Source organism: Thioalkalivibrio sp. ALE25 (assembly GCF_000377285.1).
In the GTDB taxonomy this organism is placed as follows: Bacteria; Pseudomonadota; Gammaproteobacteria; order Ectothiorhodospirales; family Ectothiorhodospiraceae; genus Thioalkalivibrio.
Map to the genome: position 1 here is coordinate 18,684 of NZ_KB897939.1, position 26,411 is coordinate 45,094.

Here is a 26,411-nt window from a genome sequence, read left to right on the forward strand (position 1 = left end):
GGTGGCATTGGGGGCGGAGGCACCAGCCCCCGCCCCGCGAGGCCGTGCTACGGCAGCTTGCCGGTGTAGGCGCCGGATTCGACCGGCAGGTCCTCGCCTTCCCAGCCCTTGATGCCACCGGCGATATTCACCACGTTGGTGAAGCCCATCTCCTGCAGCCGCTGCACGGACATCGCGGCGCGGCCGCCGGTCGCGCACATCACGGCCACCGGTTTCTCGCGGGCCTCCACCAGGGCGTCGATGCGGTGCGGGGTGTTGGGGTCGGCCGCGCCCTCCAGCAGCCCGCGCGGGACGAGGATGGAATTCGGCGCGTGCATCTTTTCGAACTCATAGGGTTCGCGCACGTCGACCACCAGCCAGTCCTCGCCCGCTTCCATCTTCTCGGCGAGATCCGCCGGGGCAATCTCCTTCACGTTCTTGCGTGCCTCGGCGACGAAATCCATCAGCTTCTTCTCGCTCATTCGAATCTTCCCTTTTGCAATGATCTGGATGTCTTTGTAGGAGCCTGCTTGCAGGCGAAGCCCCTGCCCATGTCGGAGTTTGGCAGGGGCTTCGCCTGCAAGCAGGCTCCTACCACCGGACGCATTCTACCGTGGGTACGCGACCCGGCGTTTCAACCCTGTGAGAGCGCGCTGTCCAGCGCCGCAGGGTCAGTCACCGGCGCCTCGCACTGCAGGCCGCGGCAGAGATAGGCACGCACACCCGTCTCCGGCGCGGCCTTCTCCGCCAGCGCAGCGGGCAGGTCGCCGGCATCGGCCGGGATCGCGAGGGCCCATACCGGAGCAGCCTGCGCCCGCAGGCGCTGCTGCCACGCGGGAAGTTCGTCCGCCGCCCCGCGCAGCACGACCAGGGCCGGCGGCTGGTAGTGGATGTCCAGCGCCATCAGCAGGCTCATGTGTCCCACCGGGGCCTGCTCGATCATCGGTCCGGCGTTGGCGAGGGTGCGCTCGGCCGCCTCGATATACCGTGGCTCGGCCAGCATGAACCCGAGCTTCTGCAAGGCCTGCGCCGCGACACCGTTGCCATTGGCCATGGCATCGTCGGAATACACTTTCGGGCGCTGGATCAGCGCCTCGTGATCGCCGGCGGTAAAGAAGAAACCGCCGTGCTCGCGGTCCTCGAATTCCGCCAGCAGGGTATCGGCCAGAGTCACGGCCCAGCCCAGCAGCTCGCTGTCCCATTCAGTCTCCAGCAACGCCAGCGTGGCCTCCAGCAACAGGGCGTGATCGTCGAGATAGGCGCGCGGCATCGCACCGGTGGCCCCCTCGCGCACGCTGGCGTACAGCCGGCCGTCGCGCCACAGGCGCTCGCGCACGGCGGTCATCGCGTCACGTGCCAGGTGCAGCCATTCCGGACGCCCCAGGGCGCGCGCGGCCCGCGCCAGTCCGGAAATCATCAGGGCATTCCAGGCGCCGAGGATCTTCTCGTCCCGGTGCGGTCGCACCCGCTCCGCGCGGGCCGTCAGCAGACGTTCCCGGGCCTGATCCAGCCGCCGGTTCACCTCCGCCTCGTCGATCCCCAGCGCCTCCGCGACGGTCGCCGGCGGCGCGACCTCGTGCAGATGCCAGCGTCCCTCGAAATTGGCCGGGCCGTTCAGCCCCCAGACGCGGCTGGCAACGGCCCATTCGACCTCCGGCAACAACGCCTCCACGGTGTCCGGATCCCAGACGTAGAAGCGTCCCTCCTCGCCCTCGGAGTCCGCGTCCAGGCTCGAGTAGAAGGCCCCGGAGCCATCCCGCATCTCGCGTTTCAGCCAGGCGACCGTCTGTTCCACCACCCGCCGCGCGCGAAGATCGCCGCCGGCCGCGCGCTCGGCGTAGAGCCCCAGCAGCGGGCCGTTGTCGTAGAGCATCTTCTCGAAGTGCGGGATCATCCAGCGGGCGTCTACCGAGTAACGACAGAAGCCACCCCCCGCCTGATCAAAGATGCCACCCGCGGCCATCGCGTCCAGGGTGCGCCCCAGCATGCGGTCGGCCTCGGCATCGCCATGGCGCGCCGCATGCCAGGCCAGCCACTCGAGCGAGGCCGGGTGCGGAAACTTGGGGGCATCCCCGAAGCCGCCAAACTGCTCGTCGAAGGTCTTCGCCAGTTCCGCGCGTCCCTTGTCGATGACACTGAGCGCCGGGATCGCGCCGCCGGCGGGGCGGTAGATCCGACCCAGCGCCTGCTGCAGCGATTCGTTCTGGCGCTGGATCTCGTCGGGGTGCTCGGCGAGGAAGTCGGCAACCCGCGTCATCAGATCCACGAACGACGGCAGGCCGTGGCGCGGGGTGCTCGGGAAGTACGTCCCGGCAAAGAACGGCACCTGGTCGGGCGTCAGGAAGACGGTCAACGGCCAGCCCCCGGGACGCTGCGACAGCAGCATATGCGCGTTCTGGTAGATGCGGTCGAGATCCGGGCGCTCCTCGCGGTCCACCTTGATATTGACGAACCGCTCGTTCATCACCGCGGCGGTGTCCGGGTCCTCGAAGGACTCGTGCGCCATCACATGGCACCAGTGGCAGGCGGAGTAGCCGATCGACAGCAGGATCGGCTTGCCCTCGCGGCGGGCGCGTTCCAGCGCCTCCTCGCCCCAGGGATACCAGTCCACGGGGTTGTCGGCGTGCTGCAACAGATAAGGGCTGCTGGCCCCGGCCAGTCGATTCATCGCGCGACCTCCTGGAAAGTGGATCCGGCGACCCGCATGCAGGTGCATGCCGGCGCCCGGCCGGGTAGCATGTGCAGCCGGTTTTTCATCCGCAAGCGCCCATGCCCACACACCCGTTTATCGACCCGGTCGCGCTGTCCATCGGCCCGCTGACCCTGTACTGGTATGGCCTGATGTACCTGGTCGGCTTCATCGCCTTCTGGGCACTCGGCGTCTGGCGCACGCGTACCCGCGACTGGGACCCCCTGCACCCCTGGCAGGTCGGCGACCTGCTGTTCTGGGGCGTGGTCGGGGTCGTGGTCGGCGGACGGCTCGGCTATGCCCTGTTCTACAACCTGGACGCCACACTGGCCGACCCGGTGAGCCTGTTCCGCATCTGGGAAGGTGGCATGGCCTTCCACGGCGGACTCGCCGGGGTGCTGGTCACCTGCTGGCTGTATGCCCGCAAGATCGGCCAGCCGTTCTTCCGCCTGACCGACTTCATCGCCCCGCTGATCCCGATCGGCCTCGGCGCCGGCCGCATCGGCAACTGGATCAACGGCGAACTGTGGGGCAAGCCCACCGACCTGCCCTGGGCCATGGTCTTCCCGGCCGCGGACTACATCCCGCGCCACCCGTCGCAGTTATACCAGGCCTTTCTCGAGGGGCTGGTGCTGTTCGTGGTGCTGTGGATCGTCTCGCGCCAGCCGCGTCGCACGGGGCTGATCTCCGGGCTGTTCCTGACGCTCTACGGCGGCTTCCGCTTTGCGATCGAGTTCGTCCGCGTGCCCGACGCCCACATCGGTTACCTTGCCTTCGACTGGCTGACCATGGGCCAGGTCCTGAGCCTGCCGGTTATCCTGTTCGGCGTGGCCCTGATCGTCTGGTCGCGGCGCAACCCGCTGCCCGCAGCCCGCCCGGCCCCGGAGGCCTCCTGAGATGCAGCAATACCTCGATCTGGTGCGGCACATCCGCGACCATGGCACGGATCGTCCGGACCGCACCGGTACCGGCACGCGCTCGGTGTTCGGCTACCAGATGCGGTTCGATCTGGCTGACGGCTTCCCGCTGGTAACCACCAAGCGCACTCACCTGCGCTCGGTGATCCACGAGTTGCTGTGGTTCATCGCCGGCGACACCAATATCCGCTACCTGCGCGACAACAAGGTCCGCATCTGGGACGAATGGGCAACCGAGGACGGCGACCTGGGCCCGATCTACGGCGCCCAGTGGCGCAACTGGGCCGGCCACGACCAGTTGGCCGAACTGGTCGACAACCTGCAGAACCGGCCGCATTCCCGGCGCCACATCATCAGCGCCTGGAACGTGGCCGATCTGCCCGACGAGTCCGTCTCGCCGCAGGCCAACGCGGCGGCCGGGCGCATGGCGCTGGCGCCCTGCCACACCCTGTTCCAGTTCTACGTGGCCGACGACCGCCTGTCCTGCCAGCTCTATCAGCGCAGCGCCGATGTCTTCCTCGGGGTGCCGTTCAACATCGCCAGTTACGCGCTGCTGACCCACATGCTCGCGCAGGTGGTCGGCCTGAAGCCGGGCGAATTCGTGCACACCTTCGGCGACGCCCATCTCTACCGCAACCACCAGGACCAGGTCGAAGAACTGCTCGGACGCGAGCCGCTGCCGCTGCCGACCCTGCACCTGAACTCCGACGTCACCGACCTGTTCGCCTTCACCTTCGACGACATCGAGGTCCGCGACTACCAGTCTCACCCCCCGATCAAGGCCCCCATCGCCATCTGACTCCGCTACCCTCGCAAATGGATACCGGCAAGGAAGCCGAATGAAGATCAAGGAACTGATCAGATGCCTGGAACGCGATGGATGGGTTCAGGTTCGACAAAGAGGCAGCCACCGCCAATTCAAGCATCCAACGAAGCCGGGACTTGTAACCGTGGCGGGAAAACCTGATCTGGATATTCCCCCCGGAACACTGAACAATGCGCTGAAACAGGCGGGTCTCAAGGACAAAAACCCGAGGAGGCGATGATGAACTACACCGTGATCATCGAGGAAAGCGAGGATGGTTGGGGTGCATATGCGCCCGATCTGCCCGGCTGTATGGCCTCGGCGGCCAGCCGCGAAGAGGTCGTAACCCTAATCCGGGAGGCCATCAAGTTCCATCTCGAAGGCCTCCGGGAGCAAGGGGAGCCCATTCCCGAGCCGCACTGCCAGAGCGAAATCATTCAGGTCGACGCCGCCTGACCCATCCGCGATCGGACTATCTCTACATGCGCCAACCCGAGATCCACCTGATGGTCGCGCTCGATCCGGATCACGTGATCGGGCGCGACAACGACCTTCCCTGGCATTTGCCGAAGGACCTGCAGCACTTCAAGCGCGTGACCAACGGCCACCCAATGATCATGGGGCGGCGCACCTTCGAGTCCATCGGACGACCGCTACCGAAGCGGCGCAATCTGGTCCTGACCCGCCAGACGGACTGGCGCGCCGACGGCGTCGAGGTCTACTCGGATCTGGACGCGGCCCTGGCCAGCATCGAGGCGGGCCCGGCCTTCGTGATCGGCGGCGCGGGTCTGTTCGAGGAGGCCCTGCCGCGCGCCGACGTGCTGCACCTGACCCGCGTGCACGAGCGCCACGCCGGGGATACGTACTTCCCCGCGATCGACCCCACGGACTGGGACGTCGTCTGGTCCGAACACCACGAGGCCGACGATCGCCACGCCTGCCCCTTCACCTTCGAACGCCTCGAACGCCGCCGCTGACCGCTCCCTGGCGCCCTTTTTGTTCACCACGAAGCACACGAAGGCACGAAGAAAAGCTAGGTCAAGGGCGTTAACAGGAAGATGAGAAGATTTGAAGGATGATATGAATCAGGGCTAACCAGCGTGCGCAGGCCCGCACCGCAGGGACAGACCCATTTCAGAATCCTTCCTGACTTCCTTTCTTCCTGTTCAAGCTTTTTGCTTTTGACCTGGCCTTTCTTCGTGCCTTCGTGTGCTTCGTGGTGAATACAAAGGGGTTCAGCGGCCGCCGAAATGGGGGATCAGGCGGCCCGGCAGCAGATGCACCAGGATGAAGCCGAGCATCGCGGCGACCACGATGGTCGGGCCGGTCGGCGTGTCGTACTGGAAGGAGCCCCACAGCCCGGCCCCCACTGCCAGCATGCCGATGATGCCGGCAAGGATCGCCATCTGCTCGGGGGTGGTGGCGAAGCGCCTTGCACTGGCGGCCGGGATGATCATCAGCGCGGTGATCAGCAACACCCCGACGACCTGCATCGCCGCCGCGATCACCAGCGCGATCAGGAGCATCAGGCCCAGCCGTACCAGCAGCACCGGTACGCCCTCCACCTGTGCCAGCTCCTCGTGCACCGTGAGCGCCAGCAGCGGGCGCCACAGGACGATCAGCAGCAGCAGGGCCACGCCGCCGCCAATGGCGATCGACAGCAGATCCCCGGTCCCGACCGCGAGGATGTCGCCGAACAGGTAGGCCATCAGGTCCACCCGCAGCCCTTCGATAAAGGTGATCGCGACGATCCCCAGCGACAGCGCGCTGTGCGCGAGGATCCCGAGCAGCGTGTCCGCAGCCAGTTCCTGGCGGCGTTGCAGCAGCACCAGCAGGATCGCGATGGCCACGCATACCAGCGTGACCATCAGGTTCAGGTTCAGCCCCAGCAACACCCCGAGGGCCACGCCGAGCAGGGCCGAATGCGACACGGTATCGCCAAAATAGGCCATGCGCCGCCAGACCACGAAGGCCCCCAGCGGCCCGGCCACAGCCGCTACCATCAGGCCCGCCAGCAGCGCGCGCACCAGGAAGTCGTCAAGCAGCCCTTCCATCATCGGGACCCGCCTCCGCCGGGGCCGGACTGCCGGCCATGGGCACAGCCAGCGTGGTGTTCGTGCACCTCCCCGGCCACGTCATGCACATGGTCGTGATCGTGCCGGTAGACCCCGATGCCCTGCATGTCCGACTCCGGGAACAGGCGCTGGTATTCCGGGTGCCGCGATACTTCTTCCGGCCGGCCGGTACAGCACACATGCTGGTTCAGGCAGATCACGGCATCGGCCCCCGCCATGACCAGATGCAGATCGTGCGAGACCATCAGCACGCCGCAACCCGTCTCGTGGCGGATATCGTCGATCAGCTTGAACACCTCGCCCTGGCCGACGATATCCACGCCCTGGGCCGGCTCGTCCAGCACCAGCAGGTTCGGTCGATTGAGCAGCGCGCGGGCGAGCAGTACCCGCTGCATCTCGCCACCGGAGAGCGACTGCACCGGCTTGTGCAGCAGGTGCGGGACCCCTACCCGTTCGAGCCGTTCCCGCAGCACCGACTCCGGGGCCCGCTGGCGCAATGTCAGAAAGCGCCGCACCGACAGCGGCAACACCGGCTCGATCTGCAGGCGCTGGGGCATGTAGCCGATGCGCAGGCCGCGTCGGCGCTGCACCCGACCCCGCCCCGGTTTCCACAGCCCCAGCAGGACGCGCAGCAGAGAGGTCTTGCCAGCTCCGTTGGGGCCGATCACCACCGTCACCTCGGCCGGTCGCACCTGGACGGAGACCTGATCCAGGATTACCCGACCCGCACGCTCCAGCGATACGTCACGGGCCGCCAGCAAGGGCGATGCGTCGATTTCCGCTGCAGCGGGCTGGGAAGGGCTTTTTCGGATCATGTTGGTATAGTATAACGTTGATAGCCCCGATGGAGAATCCGCCCATGCGTTCCGCCTTTCGCCGTCCGATCTTCCCCGCCCTGCTGCTGGCCCTGGCGTTGCTGCCGGGGCTGACCGTTCCCGCTCAGGCGGACGCGCCGCGCATCGTCACTTCGATTCTACCCATCCACAGTCTGGTTGCCGCACTGGCCGGCGATACCCACGAGGTCGAACTGCTCGTCCCGGCCAGCGCATCGCCCCACGGCTACGCGATGCGGCCTTCCGAGGCGCGCCGCCTGCAACAGGCCGACGTGGTCATCTGGGTCGGCCCGGAGCTGGAAGGCTTCCTCGAGCGGCCGCTGCGCGGGATCTCCGACCGCGCTACCGTGATCAGCCTGATGCACGACCTCGACCTGGACCTGCTGGAAGGCCGTAGCGGCGGCGTATGGGAAGGTCATCACGACCATGGCGACCACGGACATGACGCGCGCGGCGATCACCACGAAGCGCACGACCACGGTGATCACGAGCACGGGGACCACGGACACACCCATGACGAGCATGCCCCCGATGCACACGGGTCGGACGACCACGGGCACGGGCACGGGCACGGGCACGGGCACGGCGAGCATGACCACGACCACGGGCACGCGCACGGCGGTGTCGACAGCCACCTGTGGCTGTCGCCGGCTGTGGCGACGGCCGTCGTCGAACAACTGGCCGACCGCCTCGCGGAACACGACCCGGACCAGGCCGCCACCATCCGCGACAACCGGGATCGCCTGCTCCAGCGCATCGAAGACCTGGATGCCGGGATCGCCGAACAACTGGCGCCGGTGCGCGACCAGCGCTTCATGGTGTTCCACGACGCCTACCAGTACTTCGAGCGGCACTACGGCCTGAACGCGGCCGGCTCCATCAGCGTCGACCCGTCGCGCATGCCCGGGGCGCGCCGACTGTCCGAACTGCGCACGCGCCTGGCCGAGGGCGATGTCACCTGCCTGTTCACCGAACCCCAGTTCCGCCCGGCCCTCGCCGAGACCGTGGTCGAAGGTACGGACACCCGACTCGGCATGCTCGACCCCATCGGGGCGGAGCTGGAGCCGGGCCCGGATGCCTGGTTCGACCTGATGCAGGGCCTGGCCGACGGCTTCACCGACTGCATGGCGGCGGACGCTCGCTGATCGCCACACGCCCCGCGTCCGCCATCCCGGGCACCGCGCAGCGGTGACCCCGGAGCCTCGCGCCTCGTGGTACCTCCTGCGCCAGAGATCCCGGCTCTACACTTCGCTACGGCCGGGATGAGCCAGGCCAGCGGCACGGATGCCCCGACGATCAGAGCAGGACCAGGCCCCAGACCAGTGCCGCCAGCAGGAAGCTGACCAGCACGGCGGCCGAGGCAATATCCTTGGCCCGCGCCGACAACGGGTGATGCCCGTCGCCGAAGCGGTCGATCGCCGCCTCCACCGCCGAGTTCAGCAGTTCCACCACCAGGATCAGCAGCACGCTGCCCGCCAGCAATGCGCGTTCGGCGCCATCCTGCCCCAGCACCATCGCCAGGGGCAGGAGTACGACCGCCAGCGCCAGCTCCTGGCGAAAGGCGGCCTCGTGACGGAATGCCTCGCGCAGCCCGCGCCAGGAATACCCGAAGGCGTGCCACACCCGACTCAAGCCGCGACGCCCGCTATGCGCCATCGGGTTCGTCCCCGGTCCGGACGACCGAACCTGCCGGCGGGTCCGCGATCGCCACCCGGTTGCGACCCTCGCGCTTTGCCCGGTAAAGCGCCTCGTCGACCCGGCGCAACAGGTCACTGCGCGGTTCGCCAAAGGTGAAGGCCGCCACCCCGAGGCTGATGGTCACGCGGCCCACCTCGGGGAAGGCATATTCGGCCACGCGTGCGCGGATCGATTCGGCGACCCGTGCACCCGCCTCCGCGTCGTCCCCCGGCAGCAGGACCATGAATTCCTCGCCGCCCCAGCGCCCCAGCACATCCGAAGCGCGCAGGCGCTCGCCCGCCACCCGGGTGACGTCCTGCAACACGACATCCCCGGTGGCATGGCCATAGGTATCGTTGACGGCCTTGAAATGATCAAGATCGAACATCACAAGGGAAAAGGCCTGTCCATAGCGTTCGGCACGCCGGAGTTCGCGGTCCAGCAGGCTTTCGAAGTACCGCCGGTTGGAGACACCGGTCAGACGGTCGTAAAACGCCTGACGCTCCAATTCAGCCTGATTGCGCTCCAGCTCCATCTGCGTGGTCTTGAGTTCGGTGATATCGACGGCGGTGCCCGCGACTCGGGTAACGTGACCCTCCGGATCCGTCACCGGATAGCGGTGGACGCGCACCCAGCGTTGCTCCCCATCCGGCCGCCGGATCCGGAAAGTCTCGTCGGTCCGGGCATTCCACAGTGGCTGCGCCAGAAAAACGGATTCCACCCGTGCCCGGTCCTCCGGGTGTACCGCCTCCAGCATCGCCGCCGGATCGCGCAACAGATGTTCACGACTGTAGCCCCAGACCCGCTCGTAGGCCGGGTTCACGTACAGGATGGAGTCCGCGTCCTGGAGCCAGAAGACCTCGTTGACCGAGCCGGCCAGCTGGCGGAATCGCTGCTCACTCTCGCGCAGGGCCTCTTCGACCGCCTTGCGCTGCGAGATGTCGCGCAGGATGGTGGAGATCTGTCGCACATCCCCGTGGCCATCGCGGCGTACGACAATCACCTGCGACACTGGCACCTCCCGACCCTGGGCGTCGAGTATGGCGGTCTCCCCTTCCCAGACCCCGTCCCGCATCGCGACGGGTGCGGCCTCCTGGAGGATCTGGTCGGCCGCCCAGGGCGGGTGGAACCGCCGAATCGCGGTCTCCAGAGAGCCCGTTTCGGCCGGCAGATCGCGGCTGTTCCAGCCGCCTTCGGGATCCCAGGGCTCCCCGGAGGACAGGGGCAGGCCGAACAGACGCCGCCCGGCACCATTCAGGAACAGCATGTTGCCGGCCGGGCCGTGCATCGCGACCACGTCCGGAGTGGACTCCAGGATGCCGACCAGCCGGCGCAGGTTCTCCTCCAACGCGTGGCGTTCCGTCACGTCCTGCACGGTCCCCATCATGCGACAGGGTTTGCCCCCTGCATCGTGTTGCGTCGATCCGCGTGCATGGACTACGCGCTCGCGCCCGTCGGGGCGCACGATCCGGAAATGGATGTCGTACTCACCACTCTCCAGCGAGGCCTCGACCGTCGCGGCCACGCGATCGCGGTCGTCCGGGTGCACGGCCTGCAGGAATCCCGCGTAGTTCGCCTCCTGATCTTCCTTGCGCAGACTGAAGAGACGGTAGACCTCGTCCGACCAGTGTGTGCGATCGGCCGCGATGTCCCAGACCCAGCTCCCCATGTGCGCGATGCGCTGTGCCGCGGCAAGCTCCTCGCCCCGCGCGCGCAGGGCGTCCTCCATAGCTACCTGCTCGGAGATGTCGATCATCACCCCGTGCCAGACGATGCTGCCATCCGGGCGCGGTGCCTCCGGGGTCGCGCGACCCTCGACCCAGAGCGTCCCGCGCAGTGGATGACGTACGCGATAACGGACCTTCCAGGGGCCCATGGTGCGCGCCGACTCCTCGATGCTCGCCTGGATACGCGGAAGGTCGTCTGGATCGACCCGGGCAAAGGCGGCATCCGCGTCCTCCTGGATGAGATCGGGAGAAACCCCGTACACCCGCTGCGCACCCTCGCTGACAAACGGGAATTCATGACGACCGTCCGGATACAGCCGGTACTGGTAGATCGCACCCGGCAGATGACCGGTCGCCTTCAGCAGGTGGGCCTCGCGCTCGCGCCGGGCCGTCTGGTCCTGGAACGAGACCACGGCGCCGTCCACCCGACCGGACACGTCGAATGTGGGTGCGGCAAACACACTGACCGGGAACAGGCTCCCGTCGGTGCGCACGAAGTGATCATCCCAGGCCTCCAGTGGCCTGCCCGTCTCGAGGACGCGGTAGATGGGACAGGCCTCCGGCGGGTAGGGCGTCCCATCTGTCAGCACGTGATGGTTGGTCGAATGCGATTCCTGCCCCAGGGCATCCAGCTCCCGTTCGAAACCCAGCAGACGGCAGGCCGCCGGATTCAGGAAGGTGTAACGGCCATAGCGATCCAGCCCGAATACGCCTTCGGCAAGGCTTGCCAGCAGGCGCGTCTGGAACGCCTCGGCCGCGCGCAACTCGGTGATGTCCTCGATCACCCCGTCGAACACACACTGACCGTCCGCATCCTCGGTCCGGTAGGCGGTAATCCGGGCGCGGAAGGGGCGCCCCCGCAGCGTCTTCAGATCCACCTCGCGTCCGACCACCCGCCCGTACGCCGCCAGATCGCGACTGAGCGCCGTCCGGTCGGCAGGGTCCCGGTAGAGCTCGCGGACCGGCGTCGATCGCAGCTCGGTCTCGGTCGCGGCCTCGAACAGCTCCACCATCGCCGGGTTGAGCCGCACGAAGCGGCCCTCCGGCCCCGGTGTATTGCGGTACACGCCCACCGGCAGCCGGCCGAAGGCCACACCGTAGAACTCCAGCTCGCGTTCGTAGCGGCGGGTCTCCGAGACATCGTGGATGATCGAGTAGAGGTAGCGCCGGCCGTCCAGCACCACCGGACCCGAATACACCTCGACATCGCGCACGTCGCCACCGCAGACGCGGTGCCGGAAGCGGAAGAACCGGCGCTCCTCGCGCGCCGCCCTGGCCATCTCGGCGCGCACCTCGGCCGCCGACAGCGTATTGATCTCGTGGATGTGCATCCCCTTGAGCCGCGCGACCGAATAGCCGTAAAAGGCCTCCGCGGCGGGGTTGACATCCACGATGGCACCGTCCTCGGGATCGATCAGCAGCTTCGGCGCGGTATTGGCGGTAAAGGTCTGCTCGTAGACCCGGGCCGCCGAGTCACCCGGCTCCCGGCGCTGCACCGTGGCCAGCCGCCCGTCCGGATCGGGCGCCAGCACAACCGTGCAGGCCAGCGCCGCTCCGCCTCGATCACTCGGGGCCGCAAGCGCCAGGTCCAGGGTGACTTCGCTCGCTCCGGCGCGGGCCAGCGCATCGCGCAGGGCCTTGCGCGCGTCCTCGGGGACACACTCGGCCAGCGGGCGCCCCTCGAGATCCTCCGCGGCACAGCCCAGCCAGTCCGCCAGGCGCGCGTTGGCGGCCCGCACGCGACCGTTCGCGTCCAGATACAGCAACCCCACGGCCGCGCGATCGAACAGACCGTCACGCCCGGATTCTGCCCGCGCGTCCCCCGCTCCGGCTCGGCGTCCATGGTCGTTCAATCGCGTCGCACCACCTGATTCCGTCCGGAATGCTTGGCCCGGTACATCGCGTCGTCCGCGCGCTTGATCCAGTCCTTGATCGCCTCGCCCGGGCGACATTCGGCCACCCCCAGACTGATGGTCACCGACCCCACATGGGGCAACTCCAGCGCGGCCACCTGGCGCCGCAGGTCCTCCGCCAGGCTACAGGCCGCCTCGGCCTTCGTGCTCGGGAGCAGGACCATGAACTCCTCCCCGCCCCAGCGACCCAGCACATCGGCCTGGCGCAGCCGATCGCTCGTGGTGGCGACCACGCGCCGGAGCACCTCGTCCCCGACATCATGGCCATGGGTGTCGTTGATCCGCTTGAAATGGTCCAGGTCCAGCATCACCAGCGAGCAGGGATCCGCATAGCGATCAGCGCGCCGGGCCTCCTGTTCCAGCAGGGCCTCGAAGTGGCCGCGATTGGCCGCATCGGTCAGCGGATCGTAGAAGGCCTGGTGTTCCAGCGCCGCCTCCAGCTCCTTCTGCCGCGAGATATCGTGAAACATGGCGACGTAATACTCGATCGCCCCGGTGGCATCCCGGATCGCGGTGACGATCTCGTGCAGCGGGAAGACGCGGCCGTCCTTGCGCCGGTTCCATACCTCGCCCGACCAGTGCCCCTGCTCGCGCACGGCTCGGAACATCTCCTCGTAGAAGCTGCGGTCCTGGCGGCCGGAGTTCATGATCCGGGGGTTCCGGCCCAGCGCATCGGCCTCGGTGAAGCCGGTCAGCTCGGTGAAGGTGGCGTTGACACGCTGGATCGTCCCCTCGACGTCGGTGATGAAGATCGCCTGACTGCTGTCGAAGGTCGCCGCCAGCAGGCGCTGCTCGCGCTCCAGCTGGTGACGCTCGGTGATGTCCTGCACCGTCCCGATCATGCGCAAGGCCCGGCCGTCCTCGGCGAATTCGACGTAGCCGCGCTCGTGCACCACGCGTTCCTCGCCGCCGGGGCGCAACACGCGATGGATGGTATCGAGCGTTCCCTCCCCGGCCATCGCCGCATCCACCTCGGCCTGGATGCGGTCACGATCGTCGGGATGGACGGACTGCATGAAGGCCTCGTGCGTCCCGCCCCACTGGCCCCGCCGCAGGCCGAAGATCCGGAAGACCTCGTCGGACCAGCGAATCTCGTTGCGCACGAAGTCCGACACCCAGTTGCCGATATGGGCAATGCGCTGGGCCTCGGCCAGCTCGCGCTCACGCTGATGGAGCGCCTCCGCGGCCCGCACCTGCTCGGTGATATCCAGGATCACGCCATTCCAGAGCACACTGCCGTCGTCCAGGGCCTCGGGGCTGGAGTGCCCTTCCAGCCAGATTTCGCCGCGGTCGGGATGGTGCACTCGGTAGCGCTGGCGCCAGGGGGTCAGACAGCGCATGGACGCCTCGATGCTCACCGTCACGCGGTCCAAGTCCTCCGGATGGACCACCTCAAAGACGCAACGGGCGTCCCGCATCACTGCCTCGGGCGTGACCCCGTAGACATCCACGATCCCCTCGCTGGCATACGGGAACGTCGCATGCCCGTCCGGGGACTGACGGTACTGATAGATCACCCCCGGCAGGTTCTGCGCGATCTTCTCGAGGTGACGCTCGGTTTCCACCCGGGCGCCCACGTCCTGGAAGGCGCCGATCAGCTCGACCACCGCCCCCTGATCGTCCCGGATCGCGGTGACCTGGTCCTCCAGCCACTGCCAGTGTCCGCCGGGCATGCGCTGGCGATAGTTCAGGCGACAGAATCCGCGGGCGCCTTCCGCCAACCAGCGTTTGATCTGGCTTGCGCAGCGCCGATAGTCCTCGGGGGCGAGATGGGTGAGGAGCCAGTCCGGCTCGCGCGTGATCTGCTCCGGACTCCAGCCGGTCACCGTCTGCACGTTGCGGCTGAGCCAGGTCATGGTGCCCAGATCCGACGGATCCATGGTGTAGATCACCGCCGGGCTGGCCCGCAGGAGGGTCTCGGTGCGCTGCTCGGCCGCCTTGCGCGTGCCGATATCGTTGACCACCACGAGCAGCGCCTCGGGGCTGTCCTCGGTGGCCGGGATGCGGCTGGTCGTCAACTCCACCCACTGGGCCTGGTCGGTGGCATCCAGCAGCCGAGCCTCGACCTTGCCGTTGCCGCACCCGCCATTCAGCAGGGCATGGCGATGAGCCTCCACCCGCTCGCGGTCGTCCGGGCAGACGTGCGCTTCCAGCGTGGCACCGGCCAGATCCGCCGGATCAAAAGCCAGCAGGGCCCCAAGGCGGAGATTGGCGCGCAGGATGCGCCCCTCGGTATCCATCTCGGCCAGCCCCACCGGCGCATGTTCGAACAGCGCCGCATAGCCGTGGATGCCACAAATCTCGCTCATTGGATTGCATTCCTTGCCCGTCTTGGTCTCTCTTGGCGGAGACTTGATCGACACACGCTCGCGGTGCCGGCTGCCCTCGGGCCTGACAGTGCTTGAGTAGACTGAATCCAGAAACTACCAGATGCCGAGTCTGGTTTCTGCTTGCCCCTACAAAATCGCGATTACTGCCGTACAAAACGAGAACACCCCCGACAAGCGGGGGCGTCTCGGTCGGAGCGCACGGGCGCCCCGGGGCAGTGACCGGGCTCGGTCTAGCCGTGGGTACCGGTGCGGGGCGCGCGGTCGTCTCCCTCGTCGGCGGCCTGGAACACCACATCCAGTGCCTTGGCTGCGGCCACCTCGTTGAAGCGCCTATTGGGCAGCGTGTGCGGGGCGGCCTTGATGGTCTCCATATCGTTCTCCGACTCGGCCAGGATGCAGGCCATCGCCTCGACGAAGCCGTCCAGCGTCTCCTTCGATTCGGTCTCGGTCGGCTCCACCAGCAGGCACTCCGGCACCAGCAGCGGGAAGTACGTCGTCGGCGCGTGGTAACCGTGGTCCAGCAGGCGCTTGGCGACGTCGCCCGCGGTCAGGCCGCGTTCCTTCGCCTGCTTCTTCAGCGTGACGATGAACTCGTGGGTGGCGCGGCGCTTGGGATAGGCCAGATCGAAACCGGCCGCGGCCAGTTCCCGGGCCAGGTAGTTGGCGTTCAGGGTAGAAAACTCGGAGACCCGCACCATGCCCTCGCGGCCCAGCATGCGCATGTACACATAGGCGCGCAGCAGCACGCCGGCATTACCGGCAAACGCGGACAGGCGGCCGATGCTCTGCGGGCGGTCGGACTCCTCGGCAAAACGGTAACCGCCCTGCTCCGCTTCGATCACGTGCGGGATCGGCATGAACGGCAGCAGGCGCTCGGAGACGCCCACGGCACCGGAACCCGGACCACCCCCGCCATGCGGCGTGGAGAAGGTCTTGTGCAGGTTCATGTGGATCACGTCGAAGCCCATGTCCCCCGGGCGCACCTTGCCAAGGATCGCGTTCAGGTTCGCGCCGTCGTAGTACAGCAGGCCGCCGGCGTCATGGACGATCTTCGCGATCTCGGAGATCCGCCGCTCGAACACGCCCACGGTGGACGGATTGGTCAGCATGATCCCGGCCGTCTGCGGGCCCACCGCGGCCTTCAGGGCCTCGATATTCACGTCGCCGGTCTCGTCGGTGGGGATCTCGCGCACCTCGTAGCCGCACATGATCGCGGTGGCCGGGTTGGTGCCGTGCGCGGCGTCCGGGACAATGATCTCGCGGCGCTCGGTATCGCCGCGGGCGTCGTGGTAGGCGCGGATCATGGCCACGCCGGTGTACTCGCCCTGGGCACCCGCCATCGGCGCCAGCGACACGGCCTTCATGCCGGTCACTTCCTTCAGCATCTCCTGCAGCTCGAACATGGTCTGCAGGAAGCCCTGGCTGTGGCTGGCCGGGGCATGCGGATGCCGGTTCAGGAATCCGGGCAGCATGGCCAGGCTGTTACAGGCACGCGGGTTGTACTTCATCGTGCACGAGCCCAGCGGGTAGAACTCGGTGTCGATGGAGAAGTTCTTCTGCGACAACCGCGTGTAATGCCGCACCACGTCCAGTTCCGAGGCGGCCGGCAGACCCGGCGCGGACTTGCGCTGCAGATTCGCGGGGATGCGGGTCGCGGCATGCTCGCGCGGCGCCTGGGCCACGGCCGAGCGACCGGCGCGGGAACGTTCGAAGATGAGATGGGCGTCTGTGGTGCTCATAGCGGTTTCTCGCTTGCATATTCGGGTGACGGCGACCGGGCACGGGCCCGGCCGCCGGCGGCGCAGTGGTTCTCCGCGCCGGTTACTGGGTCGGGCTCAGGTTGGCCCGGTCATCCAGGGCCGCGAACGCGGCGTCGTAGTCCGGCTCGTCGCCGATCTCGGAGACCAGCTCGGCGTGCATCACCAGATTGTCGGTATCCAGCACGACCACGCCGCGGGCGGTGATCCCGGCCAGCGGGCCGTCCTGGATCAGCACGCCGTAGTCCTTGGCGAAATTGCGATCGCGCATCATCGACAGGACGGTCACGCGCTCGAGGTTCTCGGCGGCGCAGAAGCGGCTCATCGCGAACGGCAGGTCGGCGGAGACGATCAGGATCTCGAGATCCGGACGGCTGGCCACCATCTCGTTGAACTTCTTGGTGGAATCGGCGCAGACCGGCGTGTCCAGGCTGGGCACGATGGAGATCAGCTTGCGCTTGTCGCCGAAGTCCGCCAGCGAGACATCCTGCAGATCCTTGTTGGTCAGCTTGAAGTCCGGGGCCGGCGAGCCCACATGCGGCAGGTCGCCGTTGGTGTTGATCGGGTTACCTTGCAGCTTGATTTCGGCCATGGTTGCCTCCCGGCGTTGTGTGTATGGCGCGTGGTGTCGTTGACCCTGGGGAAACACTGATCAGTGTTTCCCCTGGTGCGGACCGCCTCAGGCGGCCTGCTCCCAGGTGGTCACGTACTGCTCGAGGTCGGATTCGGTCTTGGTCTCGGTGGCGCAGGCCAGCACGCAGCCATCCAGCTGCGCGTAGTCGCGGCCCAGCTCGAAGCCCGCGAGCACGCCGGCGTCGGCCATGGTCTGCACGCGGCTGGCGGCATTGCCGCCGAAGTCCAGCGCGACTTCGTGGAAGTATTCGCCGGTAAAGCGCGGCTTGATGCCCTTGGCCGCCAGCTTTTCCACCAGTGCGTGGGTGTTGGCATAGCAGGCCTCGGCCACGCGGGTCAGACCCTCGTCACCCAGCATGGACATGTGGATGGTCGCGGCCGTCACCACCAGGCCCTGGTTGGTGCAGATGTTCGAGGTCGCCTTGGAGCGGCGGATATGCTGCTCGCGCGCCTGCAGGGTCAGCACGAAGCCGGGCTTGCCGTCGGCATCCTCGGCGCGGCCGACGATCCGCCCCGGCATCTGCCGGATGTGCTTCTTCAGGGTGGTCATGAAGCCGAAGTACGGCCCGCCGGAGGACAGCGGCGCCCCCAGTGGCTGGCCCTCGCCGACCACGATATCGACGCCGTTGGTGCCCCACTCGCCCGGCGGCTTCAGCAGCGCCAGCGAGACCGGGTTCACCACGGCGATCACCGGGATGCCGCGCTCCTCGGCCCAGCCGGTCAGGGCGTCCACGTCCTCGAGGATGCCGAAGAAATTCGGCTGGCTGATCACCATGGCGGTGACGTCCTCGTCGGCATACGGCGCCAGGGCGTCCACCGGGGTCTGGCCGGTGGTCTCGTCGAACGGCAGCTCCACCAGCTCGATGCCCTGGTTGCCGATCAGCGTCCTGACCACCTTGCGGTAGTCCGGGTGCAGGGCGCCCGGCAGCAGCACGCGCTTGGCCTTGGAGCGGCGGTTCACGCGCACCGCCATCAGCACGGCCTCGGCCAGGGCGGAGGCGCCGTCATAGAGGGAGGCGTTGGAGACCTCCATCCCGGTCAGGCGGCTGATCATGGTCTGGTATTCGTAGATCAGCTGCAGCGTGCCCTGACTGGCCTCGGCCTGGTACGGCGTGTAGGCGCTGTAGAACTCGCCACGGGTGGCGATCTGCCACACGGCGGCCGGGATATGGTGCTCGTAGGCACCGGCCCCGATGAAATTCGATGGCATGCCGTCCTTCGCCGCCCGCTCCTGCATCAGGCGGGTGATCCCCATCTCGTTCTCGCCCTCGGGGATCCCCGTAAGCGGCGGCGAACGCAGATCGGCGGGGATCTCGTCGAACAGGTCCTCGACGGATTCGGCACCGATGCGGTCGAGCATGGCGCGGATGTCTTCTTCGGTATGCGGGATAAACGGCATGTCAGGTCTCGCTTTCGCCGATTGCGGCGAACTTCGGTTGGGTCCCGGCCGGACGCGGCCGGGACCGATGATGCACAGCTACGCTCAGGATTCGGCCTCGACGTGCGCGGCATAGGCATCCGCGTCCATCAGGGCGTCCAGCTCACCGGCATCGGAGGGCTTCACCTTGAACAGCCAGCCGTCCTCGAAGGGGGACTCGTTGACCTTCTCGGGGCTGTCCGCCAGGTCCTCGTTCACCTCGGTCACCTCGCCGGAGATCGGCGCATAGATATCCGAGGCGGCCTTGACCGATTCCACTGTGGCACAGGCCGAACCCGCCTCGATGCTGCTGCCCGCTTCCGGGGCCTCGACGAACACCAGATCGCCCAGCAGTTCCTGCGCGTGATCGGTGATGCCCACGGTCACGCTGCCATCGGCCTCGCTGCGCACCCACTCGTGGCTCTTGGTGTACTTCAGGTCCTTCGGTGCTTCGCTCATGACGTCTTCCTTTTTCGTTTGGATCCCGCCTGCGCAGTGTAGTCCGGCACACGCGGCATGAGGCAATAATTCGTTAGCGATTCAGTTCGATCTGCGGCTCGCCATTGCGGACGAACACCGGCTTCACCACGCGCACCGGCAGCTTGCGGCCGCGAATGTCCGCGTGCAGCTCCTCGGCCTCGACCCCGGCCGGGATCCGCGCGAAGGCGACTGACACCCCGAGGCTGGGCGAAAAGCTGCCGGAGGTGACCACGCCGTCGCCGGCCTCGGTCTCGATGCGGGTGCCGCCGCGCAGCACCCCGCGCCCGTCCAGTACCAACCCGACCATGCGTTCCGGCACGCCCTCGGCCTTCGACCGCTCGATCGGCGCACGGCCGATGAAATCGCGTTCGGCATCCTTAAGCGCGATGGTCCAGCCAAGGTTCGCGGTCAGCGGATTGGTCTGGTCATCCATATCCGTGCCGTAGAGATTCATGCCGGCCTCCAGGCGCAGGGTGTCGCGCGCGCCGAGACCGATGGGATGCACGCCGGCGGCCTTCAGCTTCTCCCAGAAACCGTCGGCGGCCTCGGCCGGCAGCATCACCTCGAAACCGTCCTCGCCGGTGTAGCCCGTGCGGGCGACGAACCAAGTGTCATTCCAGACCGCGGAGAACGGCTTGAGATCCCCGGCACTACGCAGCTCATCCGGCAGCAGCGGCAGGGTCTTCTCCACCGCCTGCGGGCCCTGGATCGCGATCAGCGCGAACTCCGGGCGCGGCTCGACGTTCACGTCGAAATCCTTCGCGACCTTCTGCATGTGGGCGATATCGCCCTCGGCGGTAGCGGCATTGACCACCGCGCGGTAACTGGCGCCCCCGGTCCAGTAGATGATCAGGTCATCGATCACCCCTCCGGCCTCGTTCAGCATGCAGCTGTACAGCGCGCGGCCCTCGGTCTTCAGCTTGGCCACGTCGTTCGCCAGCAGGTAGCGCAGGAAGGCCTGCGCCTGCGGGCCATGGATATCCACGACCTGCATGTGCGAGACGTCGAACATCCCTGCGGATTGGCGCACGTGCTTGTGCTCCTCCATCTGGGAGCCGTAGTGCAGCGGCATCTCCCAGCCGGCGAAATCGACCAGCTTGGCCCCTGCGCGCTGATGCGCGGCATGGAGCGGAGTTGTCTTCAACGTCGTCATCTGATTCTCGCCTTGCGTCCGTTTCGTGGTCGATTCGCCGGCAGCCGCCGGTGGAACCGCGAGGCCCGGTCGCCGTGCGCCGGGCATAAAAAAAGGGGCGGCCAGCAGGGATTATCTGCCAGCCGCCCCTCTGTCCTGAAACCTGAGAGTTTGCGTCGCGTCAATCCATTTCCGGACTGCGTGACCGCCCCCTTCGGTGGGCCGTTTCCGGCCGCTCTCCAGAGTGTGTCTCCTGCACCGTTCCGGTCCTGTAGCCTGAGCGATTCCGGGCGGATGTTGCGCCTTCGGCGTCTGCCAATCGACTCGCGATCGCAGATCTCTTCCAGAACGGTGTGCGGGCATTGTCGGGCACCCGCAGACGAAACTAATTGTAGACCAAAATATCTCCGGCGCGAAAGCCCGGACGCCCGGCGGCGACTTTCCGGCCCGGAGCAACCGCTCGACCCGCGCCCCCTTCGCGCAACCGGGGCACCGTCATTGCGAGGAGCGCAGCGACGAAGCAACCTCCTTACGAAACCACCGGATGCTGTCGCGCGGCCAGCTTTCGAAGGTTACTCGCTGCGCCCGCCTTTCGGGCCGCCCTGCGGCCGTTCAGCGCGCAGCGCGTTTTTGTGCCGCGTCGTCTGGGGTTCCTCGGAATGACGGTGCATGTGCGTGGCGCCCTACAGCGCCAGGTCGATCGCCAGCAGGACGACGAAACCGACCAGCACGCCGACCGTCGCCTGCGCCTCGTGCCCCTTGCGGTGCGACTCGGGGATGATCTCGTGACTGATGACGAACAGCATCGCCCCGGCCGCGAAGGCGAGCCCCCAGGGCAACAGGAACTCCATCAGCGTGATGGCGCCGGCCCCGATCAGACCACCGACCGGCTGCACCAGCCCGGTCAGCAGGGTCACCCCGAATGCGGCCCACTTGCTATAGCCCAGCGACAGCAAGGCGATCGCCACCACCAGCCCCTCCGGCATGTTCTGCAGACCGATCGCGATGGCCAGCGCGATCCCGTCACGGACGTCATCGCCCCCGAAACCTACGCCGACGGCCAATCCCTCGGGCAGGTTGTGCAGGGCGATGGCAAAGATAAACAACCAGACACGGCGGATCTTGGCGGGGTCTGCCCCGCTTTGCGGGCCGATGTGGAAGTGTTCATGCGGCACACACTTGTGCAAGGCGAGCAGCGCGCCGCCCCCGAGCGCCATGCCCACCGCCAGCACGACAATCGCCATACCCACGCCGCCATACTGCAGCTCGGCCTGTTCCACCGACGGCAGAACCAGCTCGAAGGCCGTGGCGGAGAGCATCACTCCGGCGCCGAAGCCCATCATCGCGTCCTCCACCGACTGGCTGATCCGGCGCAGGAAGAAGATCGGAAGCGCGCCCACCGCTGTCATCAGCCCGGCCACGAAGCTCGCCAGCAGGCCGATCTGCAGCGTACTCAGGCCGACGAGCCGCTCTTCCAGCGCAGGCCAGACCAGACTGACCAGCCAGATGAAGGCCGCCAGCGCGATCAGCGACCCGATCAGGAAGACCCGGGGGACCGGTTTGCCGTGATCGTATTCGACAACGGGCTCGTTTGATTTGCTCATGCTCGATCCTTGAACGTCCTGACGGCGTGGTGTTTCTACCATGGATTCCCGGGCCGCCTGCGGGTTTCACAGGCACAGGCTATGGCCGCGGTGCGCTCAACCTATCGTAAACGACGGCCGTGCGCGGTAGAGTTTTCGGCCAGCACTGCGGCCGTCCCACCCGGATTACAAGGACCCACCGATGCTCGACACCATCGACCAGTTCCTCGGCGACACCGCCGGCCTTCTCTGGGGCAACCCGATTACCCTGATCCTGCTGCTGGGCACGGGGCTCTATCTCACCATCCGCCTGGGTCTGGTTCAGGTCGTGGCCTTCCGCGAGGGCTGGCGCGCCCTGCGCGGGTCGGACGGTCGGGCCGGCGGCACCGGACAGATCTCGCCGTTCCAGGCGCTCTCCACCGCGCTGTCCGGGACCATCGGGACCGGGAACATCGCCGGCGTAGCCACGGCCATCGCTCTGGGCGGCCCCGGGGCGTTGTTCTGGATGTGGGTCACCGCCTTCTTCGGCATGGCGACCAAGTTCGCGGAGACCACCCTGGCGGTGCGCTACCGCGAGATCGCCCCGGACGGCAGCATCGCCGGCGGCCCGATGTTCACGCTCCTCAACGGCCTGAAGATGAAGAAGCTGGCGATCCTGTTCGCCGCCTTCACCCTGATCGCCTCGTTCGGCATCGGCAACATGGTGCAGGCCAACTCCGTGGTCGACGGCCTGACGTTCATCGTGCCGGACCTGCGCGCCGACGACGACATTATGGGCTGGATGGCCCTGATCATCGGCCTGACCATGGCCGTACTGGTGGCGCTGGTGATCATCGGGGGCGTCAAGCGCATCGCCATGATCGCCTCGACCATCGTCCCGTTCATGGCCGTGATCTACATGCTGGGTGCCTTCGTGGTGATCGTCGCCAACATCGATGCCGTCCCGGCCGCGGTCGCCACCATCCTGAACCTTGCGCTCAATCCGTGGGCCGCCGGCGGCGGCGCGATCGGCCTCGCCATCCAGTACGGCGTCGCGCGCGGCATGTTCTCCAACGAGGCGGGCCTGGGCTCCTCGGCCATGGCGCATGCCGCGGCCAAGAACGGCGATCCGCCGCGCGAGGGCTCGGTGGCCATGCTCGAGCCGTTTATCGATACCATCGTGGTCTGCACCCTGACCGGTCTGGCCATCGTGGTTACCGGGGCCTACATTGACCGCGCCGACGACGTCGTGGGTGCCTCCCTGACCGCCACCGCCTTCAGCTCCACCCTGGGCCCGTTCGGCGCCATGGTGGTAGGGATCAGCCTGATGCTTTTTGCCTTCTCCACCATGATCGCCTGGTCCTACTACGGCGACCGCTCGGCCTACTTCCTGTTCGGCGAGAGCGCGGTCATGCCCTACCGCATCGTGTTCGTCATCCTGATCGTGATCGGGGCCACCATCCCGCTGGGCGTGGTCTGGAACTTCTCCGATATCGCCAACATCGCCATGGCCGCACCTAACCTGATCGCGCTCATCCTCCTGGGTGGCCTGGTGAAGAAGCTGCGCAACGACTACGTAGCCCACCGCCCGATCCCGGATCGTCATGACGGATAAGGCCCCGGTCGCAGGCGGCCCCAGCGACCCGTTCGCCCAGGGCCCGGCGCGGCCCGATGCCGCCATGCTGGTGCGCGAGGTCGAGGCCGCCCTCGCGGAAGACCTGGGCCCCAACGGTCTGGACGGCGACCTGACCGCCGCCCTGGTCCCGGCCGAACGCGTCGCGCGCGCCACGCTGCTGCTCAAGGAGCCCGCGATCGTCTGCGGACAGGCGTGGTTCGAGCGCGTATTCACCAGCCTCGCGCCGGAGACCCGCATCGACTGGCAGGTACCCGAGGGCGCCCGGGTGGCCGTGGACGGCCAACCCCGGGTGATCGCGACGCTCGAGGGGCCGGCCCGGGCCGTCCTGGCCGCCGAACGCGCGGCCCTGAACCTGCTGCAGACCCTCTCCGGAACCGCCAGCGAGACCGCGCGCTGGGTCGCGCGCCTGGAAGGCACCGAGAGCCGCGTCCTGGACACCCGCAAGACCCTTCCGGGGCTGCGGCATGGGCAGAAGTACGCGGTGCGCTGCGGCGGCGGCTACAACCACCGGCTGGCGCTGTGGGATGCGGTGCTCATCAAGGAAAACCACATCGCCGCCTGCGGCTCCATCGCCGCCGCGGTCGAGCGCGCCCGCACCCTGGGTGCCGGACGCTGGGTCGAGGTGGAGACCGAGACCCTCGACGAGGTGGACCAGGCCCTGGCCGCCGGTGCCGACGTCATCATGCTCGACGAGTTGTCGCTGGACGACCTGGCCACTGCGGTGCGGCGCATCTGCGGCCGCGCGATCTCCGAGGCCTCCGGCGGGGTCACGCCCGACAGCCTGGCGGCCATCGCGGCGACCGGCGTGGACTACATCTCCGTGGGTGCGCTGACCAAGCACCTCCACGCGATCGACTACTCCCTGCGCCTCGATTAACCGCTCGACCCGCAACCGGCCTTCGTTCGGGAAGGCTTCGGTCGGCCGCCTGCCTTGTTGAGGCTGGTCCTGGCTCGGCCTCTGGGGTTTACAGCGCCTTCGGTCCGCATACTGCCGATTGTTGGCTGGGCCTGGTTCGGCATCCTGTGTTTACGGTGCCTCCGGTCCGCCGCCTGCCAGGCGCTGACTCGCCAGCGCGCCGCGAGGTACTTCTTTGCTCGTGCAAAGAAGTACCCAAGAAACACGCCCGACTGCCGCGACCCCGGCCCGCTGTGCGGGCCGGGGTTTCCCTCGCTCCGAGGCTTTTCGCGGGCGGCGCTGAACTCGCTGCGCCTGCGGCTCCGCTCAGACATCCAGCGCCCCCGTTTCTATTTTGAATCGTCCCGCGAAAACCCTCTCCGCTCGGCGCGACGACAACGGGGGGCTCAAGGTCAAGACAACGGCTGTCCCGACGGTCTTGCCAGTGGATGAAGGCTAGGTCTTCGCACATCTTGGGCACGCTCGGCCTTCGGCCATAGCGTGCCGCGCCCGCGGTGCGGGCGCCGGGGGGTTCAGGCGGCAGGGCCGTTGTCGTGTCGTGGCGTTGGGATGCCTTCTGTTTTGACCTTCCCCTCCCGTATGGAGTCCCTTGCGGAAGGGTTCTCGGGCCGGCCCGTTTTCTATAAATTCGGGGCGCTGGATGTCTGAGCGAAGCGCAGCGTAGCGAGTTCAGCGCCGCCGGCCCGAGGGCCCTGGAGCAAGGTTCCCGGGCGGAATCCGGGTGCCCTTCTTTGGGTCCTTTCTTGGGCAAGCAAGAAAGGACCTCGGGGCGCGCTGGCGAGTCAGCGCATGGCAGGCGGCCGGCCGAAGGCACGTAAACACCGGAGGACGAACCAGGACCAGCCGAACCACCGCATTCATTAGCCGAATGCCGAGCGCTGATGCCAGACATGCAAAAGGGGCCACGCGGGCCCCTTTGCTTGAATCTGGCGGAGAGGGAGGGATTACGGCGACGGAGTCGCCGCCCTGCGGGCCGCCTCCGCTGCGCTTCGGCGTTCCGGCGTCGCTACGCGCCACCGGTCGAACCATCGTGTCTATCAATCGAGGGTTCGAATCCCGGCACCTCCGGGGCCAAACATGCAAAAGGGGCCACGCAGGCCCCTTTGCTCGAATCTGGCGGAGAGGGAGGGATTACTCGGCACGTTGTGCCTCGCCCTCCGGGTCGTCGCCTGCGGCGACGCTCGGGTGCCGCTCCGCGTCACCCGTCGAACCAGCGTTCTTGTTCCTCGGGTTCGAATCCCGGCACCTCCGGGGCCAAACATGCAAAAGGGGCCACGCAGGCCCCTTTGCTCGAATCTGGCGGAGAGGGAGGGATTCGAACCCTCGATACGGGGTTACCGTATACACACTTTCCAGGCGTGCGCCTTCGACCGCTCGGCCACCTCTCCATTTTCCGCAACCGCTGGACGGCTACAGAGCGCGGAATCCTAAACCAGGCGCGGCAGCAGCGCAATGGAGGGCCGGTGGAAAACGCTTGCGGATCAGGACCCACCCTTGCCTGGCAACCCCGGGAAGGCATGCACGTTTCCACCCACCGCGCCCGCGTCGTGGATGCGCGGCGTCCCCACGGCGGTGACCTCGTCGATGCGAATCAGGGCATGCATCGGCACGTGGAAGCGCTCCACTCCCTCGAACTCGGTACGCAGGCGTTCCTCCGAGGGATCCACCACGACCTGCGAGCGCTCCCCGAACAGCAGACCCTCGATGGTCACGAACCCGTACAGTTCATCCTGATAAACATCACGGGCGAACAATTCGTAGGTTTTGCCATTGTTCAGAAAGCTGATCCGGTAACGTATGTTCTTGTCCATGATCTTAAGGAGACGCTGATTGAATCGCACGTCCGCGCTCGAGTCGCTTTTGCGTGCGAACAAGGCGCGGTGACTGCCGTGCAGTCATTCTGCACAAGGGAACCGCAACGCCGTTCCCGCGC

The 26,411-nt window shown here is 67.2% G+C and carries 22 protein-coding genes, 1 tRNA gene, 1 other RNA gene and 2 riboswitches; of the genes, 8 read left to right on the forward strand and 16 right to left on the reverse strand.

Annotated elements, in window-relative coordinates:
* Nucleotides 1–47 precede the first annotated feature (47 nt).
* Nucleotides 48–461, reverse strand: coding sequence for a rhodanese-like domain-containing protein (locus C996_RS0112900; RefSeq protein ID WP_018867845.1), 414 nt, complete (start codon nt 459–461; stop codon nt 48–50).
* Between the two features lie 152 nt (nt 462–613).
* On the reverse strand, nt 614–2,647 hold the full coding sequence (locus C996_RS0112905) for a thioredoxin domain-containing protein (RefSeq protein ID WP_018867846.1): 2,034 nt from the start codon (nt 2,645–2,647) through the stop codon (nt 614–616).
* A 101-nt stretch (nt 2,648–2,748) separates the two neighbouring features.
* Here C996_RS0112905 and lgt point away from each other — a divergent pair, with 101 nt between their 5' ends.
* The 5 genes from lgt to C996_RS0112925 are packed head-to-tail and all read left to right on the forward strand — an operon-like array spanning nt 2,749 to nt 5,367.
* The gene (gene lgt, locus C996_RS0112910) at nt 2,749–3,564 is read left to right on the forward strand and encodes a prolipoprotein diacylglyceryl transferase (protein ID WP_018867847.1); all 816 of its coding nucleotides are present in this window, start codon (nt 2,749–2,751) and stop codon (nt 3,562–3,564) included.
* Between the two features lies 1 nt (nt 3,565).
* Nucleotides 3,566–4,384, forward strand: a complete 819-nt coding sequence (locus C996_RS0112915; RefSeq protein WP_018867848.1) for a thymidylate synthase — start codon at nt 3,566–3,568, stop codon at nt 4,382–4,384.
* Between the two features lie 40 nt (nt 4,385–4,424).
* On the forward strand, nt 4,425–4,631 hold the full coding sequence (locus tag C996_RS14410; RefSeq protein WP_018867849.1) for a type II toxin-antitoxin system HicA family toxin: 207 nt from the start codon (nt 4,425–4,427) through the stop codon (nt 4,629–4,631).
* On the forward strand, nt 4,631–4,846 hold the full coding sequence (locus tag C996_RS0112920) for a type II toxin-antitoxin system HicB family antitoxin (protein WP_018867850.1): 216 nt from the start codon (nt 4,631–4,633) through the stop codon (nt 4,844–4,846). Before C996_RS14410 ends, C996_RS0112920 begins: the two co-directional genes overlap by 1 nt.
* A gap of 26 nt (nt 4,847–4,872) precedes the next feature.
* Complete coding sequence (locus tag C996_RS0112925) at nt 4,873–5,367, forward strand: dihydrofolate reductase (RefSeq protein WP_018867851.1); 495 nt, start codon at nt 4,873–4,875, stop codon at nt 5,365–5,367.
* A gap of 258 nt (nt 5,368–5,625) precedes the next feature.
* On the opposite strand, the gene znuB is transcribed toward C996_RS0112925, so the two are convergent.
* Both znuB and C996_RS0112935 read right to left on the reverse strand, forming a co-directional pair.
* Nucleotides 5,626–6,447, reverse strand: a complete 822-nt coding sequence (gene znuB, locus C996_RS0112930) for a zinc ABC transporter permease subunit ZnuB (RefSeq protein WP_018867852.1) — start codon at nt 6,445–6,447, stop codon at nt 5,626–5,628.
* Nucleotides 6,444–7,226, reverse strand: a complete 783-nt coding sequence (locus C996_RS0112935) for an ATP-binding cassette domain-containing protein (RefSeq protein WP_018867853.1) — start codon at nt 7,224–7,226, stop codon at nt 6,444–6,446. The genes znuB and C996_RS0112935 overlap by 4 nt, the downstream gene beginning before the upstream one ends.
* Before the next feature lie 98 nt (nt 7,227–7,324).
* On the opposite strand from C996_RS0112935, the gene C996_RS0112940 reads away from it, so the two are divergent.
* A complete protein-coding gene (locus C996_RS0112940) occupies nt 7,325–8,443 on the forward strand; it encodes a zinc ABC transporter substrate-binding protein (protein WP_018867854.1) in 1,119 nt (372 codons plus the stop codon).
* Nucleotides 8,444–8,594: 151 nt separating this feature from the next.
* On the opposite strand, the gene C996_RS0112945 is transcribed toward C996_RS0112940, so the two are convergent.
* From C996_RS0112945 to C996_RS0112985, 9 genes are all read right to left on the reverse strand, one after another.
* Complete coding sequence (locus C996_RS0112945; protein ID WP_038035809.1) at nt 8,595–8,954, reverse strand: diacylglycerol kinase; 360 nt, start codon at nt 8,952–8,954, stop codon at nt 8,595–8,597.
* Entirely contained in the window at nt 8,944–12,555 is a 3,612-nt protein-coding gene (locus C996_RS0112950) for a PAS domain S-box protein (RefSeq protein WP_018867856.1), read from the reverse strand. Before C996_RS0112950 ends, C996_RS0112945 begins: the two co-directional genes overlap by 11 nt.
* A complete protein-coding gene (locus C996_RS0112955; protein ID WP_018867857.1) occupies nt 12,552–14,924 on the reverse strand; it encodes a PAS domain-containing protein in 2,373 nt (790 codons plus the stop codon). Before C996_RS0112955 ends, C996_RS0112950 begins: the two co-directional genes overlap by 4 nt.
* 251 nt (nt 14,925–15,175) lie before the next feature.
* Nucleotides 15,176–16,684, reverse strand: coding sequence for an aminomethyl-transferring glycine dehydrogenase subunit GcvPB (gene gcvPB / locus C996_RS0112960; protein ID WP_018867858.1), 1,509 nt, complete (start codon nt 16,682–16,684; stop codon nt 15,176–15,178).
* Nucleotides 16,685–16,766: 82 nt separating this feature from the next.
* Nucleotides 16,767–17,294, reverse strand: coding sequence for a thiol peroxidase (gene tpx, locus C996_RS0112965; RefSeq protein WP_018867859.1), 528 nt, complete (start codon nt 17,292–17,294; stop codon nt 16,767–16,769).
* Between the two features lie 87 nt (nt 17,295–17,381).
* Entirely contained in the window at nt 17,382–18,734 is a 1,353-nt protein-coding gene (gene gcvPA / locus C996_RS0112970) for an aminomethyl-transferring glycine dehydrogenase subunit GcvPA (protein ID WP_018867860.1), read from the reverse strand.
* Between the two features lie 84 nt (nt 18,735–18,818).
* Nucleotides 18,819–19,211, reverse strand: a complete 393-nt coding sequence (gene gcvH / locus C996_RS0112975; RefSeq protein ID WP_018867861.1) for a glycine cleavage system protein GcvH — start codon at nt 19,209–19,211, stop codon at nt 18,819–18,821.
* Between the two features lie 73 nt (nt 19,212–19,284).
* Nucleotides 19,285–20,385: a glycine cleavage system aminomethyltransferase GcvT gene (gene gcvT, locus C996_RS0112980; RefSeq protein WP_018867862.1), complete on the reverse strand. Its 1,101-nt coding sequence runs from the start codon at nt 20,383–20,385 to the stop codon at nt 19,285–19,287.
* A 120-nt stretch (nt 20,386–20,505) separates the two neighbouring features.
* Nucleotides 20,506–20,617: riboswitch (glycine riboswitch) on the reverse strand.
* Nucleotide 20,618: 1 nt separating this feature from the next.
* Nucleotides 20,619–20,720: riboswitch (glycine riboswitch) on the reverse strand.
* Between the two features lie 327 nt (nt 20,721–21,047).
* The gene (locus C996_RS0112985) at nt 21,048–21,968 is read right to left on the reverse strand and encodes a ZIP family metal transporter (RefSeq protein WP_018867863.1); all 921 of its coding nucleotides are present in this window, start codon (nt 21,966–21,968) and stop codon (nt 21,048–21,050) included.
* 181 nt (nt 21,969–22,149) lie between these two features.
* Between C996_RS0112985 and C996_RS0112990 the strand changes: the two genes are divergently transcribed.
* Nucleotides 22,150–23,541 (forward strand): sodium:alanine symporter family protein, encoded by a 1,392-nt coding sequence (locus C996_RS0112990; protein ID WP_018867864.1) that lies wholly within the window; start codon nt 22,150–22,152, stop codon nt 23,539–23,541.
* A complete protein-coding gene (gene nadC / locus C996_RS0112995) occupies nt 23,531–24,439 on the forward strand; it encodes a carboxylating nicotinate-nucleotide diphosphorylase (protein ID WP_018867865.1) in 909 nt (302 codons plus the stop codon). The genes C996_RS0112990 and nadC overlap by 11 nt, the downstream gene beginning before the upstream one ends.
* A gap of 1,153 nt (nt 24,440–25,592) precedes the next feature.
* Here nadC and C996_RS14420 read toward each other — a convergent pair.
* The 3 genes from C996_RS14420 to C996_RS0113005 all read right to left on the reverse strand — a co-directional run bounded on the left by C996_RS14420 (nt 25,593) and on the right by C996_RS0113005 (nt 26,289).
* Nucleotides 25,593–25,738: non-coding RNA, RtT sRNA (locus C996_RS14420), on the reverse strand.
* A 37-nt stretch (nt 25,739–25,775) separates the two neighbouring features.
* A tRNA-Ser gene (locus C996_RS0113000) sits at nt 25,776–25,866 on the reverse strand.
* 93 nt (nt 25,867–25,959) lie between these two features.
* Nucleotides 25,960–26,289 carry a DUF1820 family protein gene (locus C996_RS0113005; protein ID WP_026279324.1) on the reverse strand — a complete coding sequence of 110 codons (330 nt, stop codon included), beginning with the start codon at nt 26,287–26,289 and terminating at the stop codon, nt 25,960–25,962.
* Between the last annotated feature and the right edge of the window lie 122 nt (nt 26,290–26,411).